Source organism: Bacillus sp. EB106-04-04-XG123 (assembly GCF_058791855.1).
The window spans coordinates 292482-305762 of sequence record NZ_JBYTDZ010000001.1; the positions used below are offsets into that span (position 1 = coordinate 292482).

Below are 13281 nucleotides of genomic sequence, written 5' to 3' on the forward strand. Positions count from 1 at the left end.
CTGCTTAACCTGCAAATCGATCTAAATTCGAGAACAGTTCTGTCGTAAAAGACACAATTGTTGAAAGCATCCATGGACCAAACACAACGAGTCCAATGAGTACTGCAACAATCTTAGGAATAAACGCAAGCGTCTGTTCTTGAATTTGGGTTGTCGCCTGAAACACACTGACAATCAGTCCCACAATGAGTGCGAGCGCTAGAAGCGGCCCACTCACAAGCAATACTACATACACTGATCTTTCAGCCATCGTAATGACAAATTCTGAACTCATGTTTTAAGCACCTACTCTAAAAGCTTTGCAGCAAAGATTTAACTATCAAATACCATCCATCGACTAAAACAAATAACAATATTTTGAAAGGGAGTGATATCATAACCGGCGGAAGCATCATCATCCCCATTGACATCAGAACACTTGCGACCACCATGTCAATAATTAAAAATGGAATAAAGATCATAAAACCAATTTGAAATGCCGTCTTTAATTCTGAGATGGCAAAAGCGGGAACCATCGCCGTTAATGGAATATCTTTAATCGATTCAGGTGTATCCATTTTTGCGTAGCTAAGAAATAAAGCCAAATCTTTCTGTCTTGTATGTTTACTCATAAACTCTTTAATAGGCACTTCGGCTTTTTCATATGCCTGATTTAACGTAATGTCATCATTTAAAAGCGGCGTAAGCGCCTCTTTATTAATCTGTGAGAACGTGGGTGCCATGATAAAAAATGTGAGAAACAAAGCAAGTCCAACAAGCACTTGGTTTGGCGGCATTGAGTTGGTTGCAAGAGATGTTCTGACAAATGAAAGAACAATGACAATCCGTGTAAAACACGTCATTAAAATGAGAATGCCCGGTGCAACCGAAAATACAGTTAAAAGTAATAGAAGACGGACAGATGTGCTGATATTTCCTGCACCGCTGGAATTAAATAAATCGATAAACTCATTCATTTTGTTTCGGGCCTTTCTTTCTGACTTCTGATTGGGTCTTTTTCAATTCGGCTAGCTGCGCCTTTAAATTGGCTGAAAAAGAAGAAGTGGTCGGCTGATCATGTTTCTTTACCTGCGATGTGAATTTTTGAACCATTTTTGGTAAATCGGTCTTACTCTCCATCGCTTCTTCATATTGTTTTACGATTGCTTCACATTCTTGTTCATCATCAATTTCTTTTAGCAGCTGGATTGAATCTGCTACGCCGACAACTAATACTCGTTTGCCCACCTTGATCAACTGGACTGAACGATTTTGTCCGACTGTCGTTCCGCCAATATTTTCAACATAGCGAAATGGTTTGAGTAAGCGGTTTTGCTTACCAACAAATCTCACCAATCCATAAATAAGCAGGATGACAAATAGTAAGGCACCAATCATTTTGACAAAATCCATAATGGAGACAGAAGAAGAGGGAACTTCTTCTGCCGGATTCGTTTGATTGTCAGTGGTTTTCTTCTCTGTATCCTTTTTGCTTTCTTTCTCATCTTTAAGCCAGTCATTCACTGTGCCATTCTCAGGATCTTTCGTTTCAGCAAACAGTGAGGCAGGCTGCATCGTCAAGAAAAGCATAAAACTGATCATTGCTATACATATCAAACGTTTTTTCAACAAATCTTACACCCTTTTTTAGCCTAACGTTTTATTAATTGCTTCAAGTACACGGTCTGCCTGGAATGGCTTCACGATAAAGTCTTTTGCGCCTGCTTGGATCGCGTCAATAACCATTGACTGCTGTCCCATTGCAGAACACATGATGATTTTTGCAGAAGCATCGATTTGTTTAATTTCTTTTAGTGCAGTGATTCCGTCCATTTCTGGCATTGTGATATCCATTGTGACAAGATCAGGAGATGTTTCTTTGTATTTTTCAACTGCTTGTGCGCCGTTTTCTGCTTCTCCTACTACATCAAATCCGTTTTTTACAAGAATATCCTTGATCATCATTCTCATGAATGCTGCATCATCTACGATTAATACCTTAGTAGCCATTTACTTATTCTCTCCCTGTATGTTTGTTTATTTTAAATTAGAAAGTCTTTCTGACTGGCTTAAAATGTCAGTCACACGAACACCAAAGTTCTCATCAATGACAACGACTTCCCCTTTGGCGACGATTCGTTTGTTAACTAGAATGTCTACTGGCTCACCAGCAAGTTTGTCCAGTTCAATGATACTTCCAGCTGAAAGCTCAAGAACTTCTTTCACACTGCGCTGAGTTCTTCCAAGTTCCACCGTAATGGAAAGCGGAATGTCCATCAGCATATCAAGATTTCCAAGCTGGCTTGTTGTATGCTGAGGCTCACTGAACGCTTCAAATTCGACTGGCGCCACATTTACAGGTGCTGCCGGCTTCGCCTGTCTTTTCGGCGGTGCTGCTTGCTGCGCTGGGGCAGACTGCGTTTGCGTTGCTGCCGGCTGAGGTTCAGGTGTGCTCACTTGAGCTTCTTGAACAGGCTCTTCTTCTTGCGCAGGGACTGTTAATTCTGCGATTAAATCCTTCGCAAATGTAATAGGATAAAGCTGCATAATATTTGAATCGATCAGTTCACCTATTGTTAATCTGAAGGATACTTTGACAAGCATTTCTTCAGCTGGAATGCGGTCTGTCCCTTCTCCTTCTTTCACATCAAGTAATTCGACGCGCGGCGGAGAAATATCAATCTTTTTATTAAAGACTGTCGACATAGACGTCGCAGCAGAACCCATCATTTGGTTCATCGCTTCTTGCACTGCACTTAAATGAATTTCGCTTAAAGAAGGGTCAGCATTTGTGCCGTCTCCGCCCATCATTAAGTCCGCAATGACTGCTGCATCTGTTTGCTGGATAACAAGCAGGTTACTTGCGCTGAAGCCCTCTGTATAATTCACTTCAATAGCGACATACGGATGAGGAAATTCCTCATTCAGCTTACTTTTTTGAATTACTGTAACCGTTGGAGTTGTAATCTCCACTTTTTGATTTAATAGGGTTGAAAGTGCTGTTGCAGAGCTGCCAAATGAAATATTACCGATTTCTCCAATGGCATCTTGCTCCATTGCAGAAAGGATTGTATCAGGCTCTATATCGTCATTGCTGCCTCCTTTAAGGAGCGCATCGATTTCGTCTTGTGATAATTTACTTCCGTTATTCTCCATCTTCTTCACCTCTTATGTCGTGATCTAGAATTTGAATCGCCTGTTTCCGATTCACGCGGCCGGCCTGTCCCAAGAATTTCGGTTTATTTCCGACCATAACAGTAAGAGGCGCATTTACTGGTTTGTCCAAGGCAATACAATCACCAATTTCCAAATTCAAAAACTCTTCCACCGTCATTTCCGATTGTCCCAGCTCTGCGACTACCGGTATTTTTGCCTTCATAATCCGTTTTTCAATGGCCTTTGTCTCTTGCTGTTTTGGTTCATTTCGTTCAGACTGCATCCAGTAGTGTACAGACAGCTTCGGAATAATAGGCTCTAATACAACGTGAGGAATACATAGGTTAATAACCCCGCTTACCTCGCCAATCTGTGTATTAAGAGAAATGACGACAACTGTTTCGTTTGGTGACACCATTTGAACAAACTGGGGATTTACCTCGAAATCTGCCATTTCAGGCTCGATGTCGGTTATGGACTGCCACGCTTCTCTGTAATTTTCCAAAGCTCCCTCAAACATGTTTGAGATAATCTTTGTTTCAATTTCTGTAAGTGATTCTGTCTTATTATGACTAATGCCAATCCCGCCCATCAGCCTGTCCATCATCGCATAGCCGATTGTTGGGTTTACTTCAAGCATGATTCTTCCTTCAAGCGGGCTGACATAAAATAAGTTTAATAATGTCATATTAGGAATCGAACGAATAAATTCTTCGTATGGTACTTGGTCAACCGAGCTGACAGTAATTTGAATATATGATCTTAGCTGCGCTGAAAAGTGAGTGGTGAGCAGTCTAGCGAAGTTATCATGAATCCTTGTTAAACTTCGAATCTGGTCTTTTGAAAAGCGCAGTGCACGTTTAAAGTCATACACTTTCACTTTTTTCGTCGTTTCTTCTTTTTTCAGCTCTTCTGCATCCATTTCGCCTGTTGAGATGGCGGATAATAATGCGTCGATCTCATTCTGGGAAAGCACTTCTCCTGACATTTCTTCACCTCCGTCGCGTTAATTAATCGCCTCTATTGCAGATTAAAGGAGGTTATATATACTTCTTTCACCTTGCCATCTTGCAAATAGTTATTCACTTTGTTTTTGACTTGTGTTTTAAAATGTTCTCTGCCTTTTTTGCCATCAAGTTCATCTGCATTCGTGTCTGATAAAATGTCGATTACAGCATCTTTTACTTGGAAACTTCTTTTCTCAAGCTCTGATTTTGCTTTTTCAGAGTCCGTTTCAATATTCAGGACAAGTTTGACAGCATTTCCTTCAGATTTTAAATTGGTGATAATCTCAGGAATTTCAACAGAAGCTTTTACGACTTCATCTGCTGTTGGCTCTTTTTCAGCTTTTGCTTCGTCTGACCCATTCAGCAGAAAAAAGATGCCTGCTCCAATTCCGACGATGGCAATAATCATGATTAGCATTACTACGACTAATTTCTTCTTCATTCAAACTCCTCTATTCCTTGATTCAATGAAATGACTTGGATTTTTCTGTAGAAAGAAATGATTTTCTCTTGAAGCTGCTCTTCATCTTCTTTCACAACGAATTTCTTTCCATTGGCCAAAGTAATGGTCGTGTCTGGAAAACTTTCGATTTGCTCGATATGGAGAGCGTTCAGCATAAATCCTTTGCCATTTAATCTTGTCACTTCAATCATATTAAGCAGAGAAGCGATCATCCGCTCCCCCTACCTCCTATCGTTTCAGATTCACAAGCTCTTGCAGAATTTCATCAGAAGTTGTGATCGTCTTTGCATTCGATTGGAATCCGCGCTGCGCGATAATCATTTCAGTAAACTCATCTGTTAAATCAACGTTTGACATTTCAAGTTTACCTGTTTGGATCACGCCAGTTCCTTCTTCACCAGGTACGATAGGATTACTTGGTGCACCTGAGCTTAACGTTTGGCGGTAAAGGTTGTCACCAACTTTGTCTAATCCTCCTGCGTTACGGAAAGATACGAGTGAAATCTGTCCAACAGTTCTAGATACGTTGTTTTCAACAACCGAAACCGTTCCATCTGGACCAACACTTACACTTGAAACGCCATCTGGAATCGTTATCTTTTGTCCATTCATTCCAAGCAGATAATTTCCATCAGGGGTGACTAAGCTTCCCTCTGAATCAGTGTCGAAATTCCCTGTTCTTGTATAAAGAATTTCTCCTTGACTTTCAATACGGAAAAACCCATCTCCATTGATATAGAAGTCGTAAGGTTCATTTGTATTTTGAGAAGATCCCGCTGACATGATTTTATCAATAGAAGATAAAGATGATCCTAAACCAATTTGTTTTGAGTTGATTGAACCAGAGTTGTTCGTTGGTCCACCTGAACTTCCAATGGTTTGGCTGACCATATCTTTAAACGTGATACGGCTTTTTTTGTATCCGTGTGTATTGACGTTGGCTACGTTGTTGGCTACCACATCTAATTTTGATTGGAAGTTTTTCATTCCGCTAATTCCTGAGTAAAGTGAGCGTAACATTTATTTTCCTCCTCGAATTACTTCGTTTTTTCTCCAACTGCTGTAACATCCCAAGGGCTGATTTTCGTTCCATCTTCCAAAATAAGCAAGTATTCATTGTCTATGTTTTTAACAGACTTCACAGTGCCCGATATCTCTTTATCATCCAGCTTGCCCGATACTTCTTTACCAATCCAGCCTACATACGTCGTAAACGGATCTTGGTGTGCAACAAATGTAGACATGAGCTGATTCAGCTTGGTGATCGAATCGTTCATATTGGTTTGCTGTTCTAAAGATGAAAAAGTGGCAAGCTGCGTGACAAACTCACGGTCATCAAGTGGGTTTGTCGGATCTTGGTTTTGAAGCTGTGTGAGCAAAATTTTCAAGAATTGATCTTTGCCGAGCGTATCTGTTTTCTTTTCTGCTTTTGAAGAAGTGTCTGTTTGTGCGGCTGTTCTATTCGTAGCATCAACTGTTGCCATTAGATCTCCTCCTCTTCTTCATCTGACCCAACAAGAGCATCTAGGACATCTTGGAATTCTGCTTCCTGTTCATCAGTCTGCTGGAAATTCTGTCCTTTTGGCTGCTGCTGCTTGTTTTCTTCACTAAACTGTCCAAATAACGGCTGCTCATTTGATTGAAGCGGTATATGGAAACGGTCCACTTGAACCGACATATTCGGAAGCGCCTGCTTGAGCTGCGGAAGGTGATGCTCTAACAGCTCTTTTGCTGCTTGCGTCGAGGCAGTAATTTTACTCGCATACATACCGTTTTGTTTCGTTAGCTGAATGGTAATAAATCCAAGATTTTCAGGATTTAATCGAACGGTAAACCGTCCGCTTGAATTGCCAAACGGCGTGAATTTCATTTGCTTCCACGTGTTTAGAATTTGCTGATCAACTGTTCCTGGCTTTTCATCCGTCGTTTGTGTCTGCTGAACAGGAGCCGCTGACTGCAGGTGGAAAAACTGCTTATGACCTGGCAGAAGCGAGTGGGTCATTATTTTTTCAGAAGCTGGCGCAGCAGTGCTTTGTCCTTTAACGACTTCTTTTTTGATGAGCCACTCAAGAGATGCATTCCCTTTTGCCGGAGAAGCGAGAGTAGATTCTTGTTTTGGAGAGACCAGTTCCTTCAACTCTCCTAGTGAAATTTTCCACTCTTTGTCAGATCCTTTCGCACTCGCCATCATATGATCGATTAACTGATTAAAGTGCTTTAGCTCACTTTGAGTCATCGAATTCAGCTTTGGTGCTGAACCCTGCGAAAAGAACTGCTCTTTTACTTGCTGAACGAGTTTCTCATCTACCCCGTTTTTCGAAAGAAAGTCGATGAAGTCTTGACCTTTTCCTTCAATATCCTGCACAAGTTTCGCATCAAAGCTGAGCGGCTGTTGATTAAGCAATTGATAGATGAAAAAGTGGACTTGTATGAGCTGTTCACTATGTTCAGAACCTGGCTTTTCAGCTTGATCACCGTAAATGGAAGATTCCATTTTTTGAAATAATTCTTCAAGTGACTTGAGATCAGTTGCTTCAAGTGTTTGACCTTGTAGTGTTTGAAGCGCACTTAGTAGATCTGCGCTCATTCCTTCTTCAGGTGATTGCATCCATTTTTCAATGATCTGCATCGCATCATTGATAGAAAGTGAGGTAGAAGCGGCTGTCTCAGCATCAACAGGACCGCTTTGGGCGCCTGCTCCGCTAAGTAATTGTTTAAACAAACCGCTGGCAGTTGCCGCGCCGCCTCCCTTTAGTCCCGAGAGACCTTGAGAAGATTGCTGTAAGGCTGCAATATCCAATAGCTTCACTTATTGTCCACCCCCATTTTCACGTTCTTCTTTTTTGGCAAGCTCTTTTGTAAACGTTGCTGCCTTCTGAGGTGTCAGTTTTGCTAATATGTCTGTCAGTTTATTTTTGCTCAGCTCTTCAAGGATTTTTAATGCCTCTTTATCACTTAGTTCTGATAAAATTTTGGCGGATTTCCCTGGGTCCATGCTTTCATAAATGCTGGCGATCTTTCCTTTTGTCTGCTGATTAGAGGATGCCGCTGCATCAGAGGACTCCGCTGCCGAGTTATTACCTGACGTATTATTTGATGAGCTGTTATTCGATGAACTGTCATTGGCTGACGTATTCTTTGCATCATTTTCAGATGTTTTTTCAAGTGAGTTGATTTTTTGATTCAGTCTTTTAATCTCTTCATCACTTGTTTTCAAATCTTTTTGTGCAATTTCGAGCTCATTTTTTTGCTCTTTAATGGTCTTTTTCAGTTCTTTCAACTCTGCATCGCTTTGATCATTAGGTGAAGATGACGTTTTTGAGGTGTCATCTGAACCAACTAAACTGCTGATCACCGGAATGTTTTGGAGCGGTTTCTTTAGATCAAAACCTGCCATATAAAGGATCGTGCCAGTGACAATCACAAGCACAATCAATGGGATGATGACAATAAACAAGATCCATTGAAATTTCCCGCCGCCTGATTCCTTTGTTTTTTCCTTCTTAGGCATTCATCTCGACTCCTAATGTCCTTGAAACATGAATTGGCTGATAGAGATATCATCCATTTCTTTCATTTCAATTGCCTTATGTTCAAGGGAAAACTTTTCAAATTGCTTTTCTTTCATTTTTTCAAACTTTTTAAACTCAATGTTTTTTTCAGTTAAATCAGATTGTTTTTCATTCATTTGATGACGTTTCATGATCACAAGCTGCTGATAATGCTGAATGGTGTTATCTAAGTTGGTCACAAATTGCTGGTAATGACGCATTTCTTGAACACTCATTCCACTTCTCAGCTTTTCTTCTTTGCTTTTTTCCATTAGCTCTTTTTTACTCATATTTTCATAGAGTTTTTCAGCGACTTGCTCAAATGCCGAAACGGATTGTTGGTACGCTGCAAGTGACTTGTCTTTTTCACTTTCTTTCAGTTCTAAGAGCTTTTGAAATTTGTATTGATATCTCACTGTTTTTGTCAATCCTCTCTATTCATCAAACTGAGCAATAAACTCACACTGTCTTCAATAGATACAGCCTCTTCTACATCCTGCTTCAAAAATGAAATCAGATGAGGGTAAGCCTGCATGGCCTCATCAATATCTTTGGAGGAGCCTTTTTTATATGCTCCAATATTAATGAGGTCTTCAGCGTTTTGATAAGTGGATAAAAGCTGGCGGAACCGGTTAGCCGCTTCCTTGTGATCATGACTTGCGATATTGCTCATGACACGGCTGATACTTTTCAAAATATTAACAGCGGGAAATTGTCCTTTGTTGGCTAAAGCACGATCAAGTACAATGTGGCCATCCAGGATCCCCCTCACTGTATCAGCGATCGGTTCATTCATATCGTCCCCATCAACAAGAACTGTGTAAAACGCTGTGATGGAACCAAGCTGATTTGTCCCAGTTCGTTCGAGCAATTTTGGCAGTATAGCGAACACTGAAGGTGTATATCCTTTTGTTGTTGGCGGCTCGCCAGTTGCAAGACCTATTTCCCTTTGCGCCATGGCAACCCTCGTAACAGAATCCATCATGAACATGACATTTTTGCCTCTGTCTCTGAAATATTCCGCAATGGCTGTTGCAGTATAGGCAGCTTTCAGTCTCGTCAGTGCAGGCTGGTCAGAAGTTGCGACGACAACAATTGATCGCTTCAGTCCTTCAGCACCTAAATCCTTTTCAATAAACTCACGAACTTCACGGCCACGTTCTCCAACAAGGGCAATGACATTGAGGTCTGCTTCTGTCTGCTTTGCAATCATCCCCATTAAGGTACTTTTTCCAACACCACTTCCGGCAAAAATCCCGATCCTTTGACCAGTGCCAACTGTGAGCAGACTATCAATGACTCTAACGCCGACACCCATCTTTTCTCGAATAGGCGGTCTGTCCATCGGATTTGGGGGTGATTGATCTGTCGAAACAGGTGCAAGTCCTTTCGGAAGCATACTGCCATCAAGCGGATCACCGAAGGCATCAACGACTTCACCAATTAATCCAGTCCCTACTTTGACCTTCAGCGACTCACCCGTCGCTTCCACAAGACTTCCTGGTGAAATATTGGATGCTTCTACATAAGGCATGAGCAGAATGTTTTCATCTCTAAACCCTACGACCTCTGCTTTGATCGGATGGTGCTTGCTCCCTTTTTTATGAATGAGACACACGTCACCGATCGAACTCTCAGGCCCCTTAGATTCAATCATGAGCCCAACCACTCGGTTGACTTTACCAAATCGTTTATAAGGATCAGCGGTTTCAATCGTTTCTTTTAACACATCCATTTTCATTTGTGATCACCTGAATCAATGACTTCTAATAATTTTTCTTTCAGCTGATTCAATTGGGTATCAACACTCGCTTCCACTTTTCCAAAACTTGTTTCTACGTAACAAGTTCCTTTTGGCGCTTTTTCATCCGAGTAAATGGCAAGATGTGTATCCTTTTGAAGGATTCTAATCAATTCGTCTTTATATTCCATCACATGCTCGTAATGTTCAGGGTCAACATAGATCGAAATATCGTCATATTCTTTCACTTCTGAAATGACCTGCTTCACAAGAGCCAAAAATTGATCTTTCGTCTCCTCAGCTGCATTCCAAACGCGTTTAGCGAGTTCAAAAGCAAGTTCCACAATTTGCTCAGCAGAGCTTTCAATTTTTTCTTCGTAGTCCTGCCTTGCAAGACCGGCGATGTCATTTGCTTGATCAAGAATAGCTTGGTACTGCATATTCGCATCTGCTTCGCCCTTTTGAAAGCCGTCTTGATAACCTGCTTGTTTCGCTTCTTCAATGAGCTGTATTCTTTCTTCTTCAAAATCAGTTCTGCGCTGATTGATTTCAGCCATTGTTTTTTCCAGCTCACTGTTTGCTTGTTCTAATATGCGGCTCGCTTGATCTTCTGCATCACTAAGTACAAGCTGTGATGCTTCGGTTTCATTGACAAGCTCTTCTTCGTGATGTTCTCTTTTAAACTCCACTTGCTGTAAAGGAATCGTTTGCCGTCCTTGTTCAGGAATAACAGATGTTTCATGTTTGATAATCCTAGACAATGATATCGTCTCCTCCGCCTCGAGCTATGACGATTTCTCCAGCTTCCTCAAGTCGTCTTACGATGCTGACAATACGAGTTTGTGCTTCCTCGACATCTCTAAGCCGGACAGGCCCCATAAACTCCATTTCTTCTTTGAATGTTTCGACCATCCGCTGTGACATGTTGCGGAAGACAATTTCTTTGACCTCTTCGCTTGCCACTTTGAGTGCGAGCAATAAGTCATCATTTTCAACATCTCTGATGACGCGCTGAATCGCTCTGCTGTCAAGAGTGACAATATCTTCAAAGACAAACATCCGTTTCTTAATTTCATCAGCAAGTTCAGGATCTTGAATTTCAAGTGTGTCTAAAATGGTCTTCTCCGTAGCACGGTCTACACCATTTAGCACTTCCACAACCGCTTCGACTCCGCCTGTTTGCGTGTAGTCCTGCGTAAATGTTGAAGACAGCTTTTGTTCAAGAATGCGTTCCACCTCATTGATGATCTCTGGAGATGTGCGGTCCATTAAGGCTATACGTCTTGCAACCTCAGTTTGTACTTCCTCGCCTAACTCAGATAAAATTTGCCCAGCCTGCACTGGATCCAGGTAGGAAAGGATGAGCGCAATCGTTTGTGGATGCTCATGCTGGATAAAGTTTAAAATTTGTTCTGGTTCAGCCTTTCGAGCAAAATCAAATGGTTTTACTTGAAGAGAGGATGTTAACCGGTTTAAGATGCTGTCCGCTTTGTCCTCACCAAGCGCTTTTTCAAGCACTTGTCTTGCGTACAAAAGACCGCCCTGCGATATGTAGTCCTGCGCGATGGCAATGCTGTGAAACTCTTCGATGATTTCATCTTTTTTAGCAGTATCTACACTTCGTACATTGGAAATTTCTAATGTTAATTTTTCTATTTCGTCTTCAGACAGATGTTTGTATACAGATGCTGACACGTCTAGCCCTAAGGAAATCATTAGGATTGCTGCTTTTTGTCTGCCTGTTAGTCGATTTGGATCTTTTCTCGACATGTGTATTCCTCCTAATCCTCGGACAGCCAGCTGCGTAGCAATTTAGCAAAGTCTTCTGGTTTTTCTTTTGCCATTTTTTCAAGCTGATTTTTTCTCACCATTTCTTCTGTTTCTGGTTCAGTGTCGATATCAGGAACATCGATTGGTGTACGTTCATCAAACTCAAACTCTTCTTCCTCATCTCTTCTACGCTTACGTACAAGAAGAATGATAAGAGCTATAATTGCAAGTAGGAGCACACCGCCTACAATATAAACCCAGATTGGAATATTGTTTGAAGGGTTATCTGCCGCAGTTTGCTGTTTACCGTCTAATTTTGATACTGATAAAACGATTTTGTTATCTAAGTCTGCTTGAGTGAGCGCTTGACCATTTGTGTATTCTTTATCAATCGATGTGCTAATGATCGTTGAAAGAATCTTTTTGATATCATCTTGTCTTTCAGCTGTTAAAGAGTTTGCATCGTTTGCAGTTGGTGGTTCGACCAACGCTTGAATGCCAACATCTCTAATTTTATAAGGGCTTTCTTTGATATCTTTATGAATGCGGTTGACTTCATAATTGATACGATCTTCACTCTTTTCGTAATCTCCGCTTCCATTCGCTCCATCGGCACCTTGATAATTTGTGACATCATCGTCACCTGTTCCAGCGGTGCCTCCAGCTGCTGCTCCATTGCCTGAATATGTTTCAGCAATCTTTTCAGCGCTGACAGCAATCCCCTGCATGTTTTCTTTATCAACAGGTTCTACAAGGTCTTCTTTTCTTTTTTCTTCAGTAAAATCAATGTCTGTTGTGACCGATACAGCCACTTTATCTTGACCCATCATTGTTCCGAGCAGCTGCTGAATTTTTCTTTGAAGATTCTTTTCGATTTCCTCTTTTTTCTGCTGCTGTGCATCCATTCCACTTGCATAAGAATCGGAACTGGTGTTTAAGTCGTAGTAGTTGGAATCTTGGTCCATAATGACAATGTTTTCTGTTTTTAAATTCGGCACACTTTTTGAAATAAGATGATAAAGGCCTTTTACTTGCTGCGGCGTAAGCGTGTAGCCAGGCTCAACTTGCAGCACAATGGATGCTGATGCATTACTTTGCTCTTCTCCAACAAAAACGGAATCTTTTGGCAGGTTAATCATCACTTTTGAATCTTTAATCCCATCAATTGTGTTGATCAGATTGGATAGTTCTGTCTGAGTTGCGTCTACTTTCAGAACATCAAATTCATTATCTGTTAAACCGAAGCCTGAATTGTTTGCAAAGAAGGAATAATCAATGTTGCCTGTCTTAGGAAGCCCTTCAGATGCGAGTGTTACTTTTAAAGAGTCTGCTTGCTTTTCTGGAACGAGAATCGTTGTTCCATTGTTTGCAAGTTCCGATTTAACGTTTTTGCCATCTAGTTCCTGTTTGATTTGTCCAGCTTCTGCCTCAGACAAGTCTCTAAAGAGCGGAACCATTTTTTCAGAAGAAGCAAAGATGCTAACAACCGTAATAATGATTGCTAGGGCAGCAACGCCGCCAATCATGAGTATTTTTTGTAATTTTGATCGATTTCGCCAAAACTCAACTGTTTTTGTTCTTAATTGCATTAAAGTACGATTCATCTTAACCCCC

General features: G+C 41.1%; 17 protein-coding genes. All 17 read right to left on the reverse strand.

The features are described 5' to 3' along the window. Nucleotides 1-4: 4 nt before the first annotated feature. The 17 genes from fliQ to fliF are packed head-to-tail and all read right to left on the reverse strand — an operon-like array spanning nt 5 to nt 13271. Nucleotides 5-274 carry a flagellar biosynthesis protein FliQ gene (fliQ, locus tag AC3WTB_RS01445; RefSeq protein WP_003211206.1) on the reverse strand — a complete coding sequence of 90 codons (270 nt, stop codon included), beginning with the start codon at nt 272-274 and terminating at the stop codon, nt 5-7. A 16-nt stretch (nt 275-290) separates the two neighbouring features. Next, on the reverse strand, nt 291-956 hold the full coding sequence (fliP, locus tag AC3WTB_RS01450) for a flagellar type III secretion system pore protein FliP (RefSeq protein ID WP_008354479.1): 666 nt from the start codon (nt 954-956) through the stop codon (nt 291-293). Further along, complete coding sequence (gene fliZ, locus AC3WTB_RS01455; RefSeq protein WP_039178546.1) at nt 949-1608, reverse strand: flagella biosynthesis regulatory protein FliZ; 660 nt, start codon at nt 1606-1608, stop codon at nt 949-951. Before fliZ ends, fliP begins: the two co-directional genes overlap by 8 nt. A gap of 18 nt (nt 1609-1626) precedes the next feature. Beyond that, nucleotides 1627-1989 (reverse strand): chemotaxis protein CheY, encoded by a 363-nt coding sequence (gene cheY / locus AC3WTB_RS01460; protein ID WP_007499584.1) that lies wholly within the window; start codon nt 1987-1989, stop codon nt 1627-1629. 27 nt (nt 1990-2016) lie between these two features. After that, complete coding sequence (gene fliY, locus AC3WTB_RS01465) at nt 2017-3135, reverse strand: flagellar motor switch phosphatase FliY (RefSeq protein ID WP_039178540.1); 1119 nt, start codon at nt 3133-3135, stop codon at nt 2017-2019. Beyond that, nucleotides 3125-4123, reverse strand: a complete 999-nt coding sequence (fliM, locus tag AC3WTB_RS01470) for a flagellar motor switch protein FliM (RefSeq protein WP_024424167.1) — start codon at nt 4121-4123, stop codon at nt 3125-3127. Before fliM ends, fliY begins: the two co-directional genes overlap by 11 nt. Before the next feature lie 32 nt (nt 4124-4155). Continuing rightward, complete coding sequence (fliL, locus tag AC3WTB_RS01475) at nt 4156-4584, reverse strand: flagellar basal body-associated protein FliL (RefSeq protein ID WP_024424168.1); 429 nt, start codon at nt 4582-4584, stop codon at nt 4156-4158. Then, complete coding sequence (gene swrD, locus AC3WTB_RS01480) at nt 4581-4796, reverse strand: swarming motility protein SwrD (protein ID WP_008344794.1); 216 nt, start codon at nt 4794-4796, stop codon at nt 4581-4583. Before swrD ends, fliL begins: the two co-directional genes overlap by 4 nt. A 37-nt stretch (nt 4797-4833) precedes the next feature. Further along, nucleotides 4834-5625, reverse strand: coding sequence for a flagellar basal body rod protein FlgG (flgG, locus tag AC3WTB_RS01485; protein ID WP_047202163.1), 792 nt, complete (start codon nt 5623-5625; stop codon nt 4834-4836). 17 nt (nt 5626-5642) lie between these two features. Continuing rightward, a complete protein-coding gene (flgD, locus tag AC3WTB_RS01490) occupies nt 5643-6089 on the reverse strand; it encodes a flagellar hook assembly protein FlgD (protein ID WP_039178531.1) in 447 nt (148 codons plus the stop codon). After that, a complete protein-coding gene (locus AC3WTB_RS01495) occupies nt 6089-7414 on the reverse strand; it encodes a flagellar hook-length control protein FliK (RefSeq protein ID WP_126681805.1) in 1326 nt (441 codons plus the stop codon). The genes flgD and AC3WTB_RS01495 overlap by 1 nt, the downstream gene beginning before the upstream one ends. Next, nucleotides 7415-8116, reverse strand: coding sequence for a MotE family protein (locus AC3WTB_RS01500; protein ID WP_126681804.1), 702 nt, complete (start codon nt 8114-8116; stop codon nt 7415-7417). It lies immediately after the preceding gene. Nucleotides 8117-8128: 12 nt separating this feature from the next. Beyond that, nucleotides 8129-8572, reverse strand: a complete 444-nt coding sequence (fliJ, locus tag AC3WTB_RS01505) for a flagellar export protein FliJ (RefSeq protein WP_024424173.1) — start codon at nt 8570-8572, stop codon at nt 8129-8131. A gap of 8 nt (nt 8573-8580) precedes the next feature. Then, on the reverse strand, nt 8581-9897 hold the full coding sequence (gene fliI, locus AC3WTB_RS01510) for a flagellar protein export ATPase FliI (protein WP_024424174.1): 1317 nt from the start codon (nt 9895-9897) through the stop codon (nt 8581-8583). After that, complete coding sequence (gene fliH / locus AC3WTB_RS01515) at nt 9894-10658, reverse strand: flagellar assembly protein FliH (RefSeq protein WP_212042669.1); 765 nt, start codon at nt 10656-10658, stop codon at nt 9894-9896. Before fliH ends, fliI begins: the two co-directional genes overlap by 4 nt. After that, nucleotides 10651-11667 (reverse strand): flagellar motor switch protein FliG, encoded by a 1017-nt coding sequence (gene fliG / locus AC3WTB_RS01520; RefSeq protein ID WP_058837706.1) that lies wholly within the window; start codon nt 11665-11667, stop codon nt 10651-10653. The genes fliH and fliG overlap by 8 nt, the downstream gene beginning before the upstream one ends. Nucleotides 11668-11678: 11 nt before the next feature. Then, nucleotides 11679-13271, reverse strand: coding sequence for a flagellar basal-body MS-ring/collar protein FliF (gene fliF, locus AC3WTB_RS01525; RefSeq protein WP_039178517.1), 1593 nt, complete (start codon nt 13269-13271; stop codon nt 11679-11681). Nucleotides 13272-13281 lie beyond the last annotated feature (10 nt).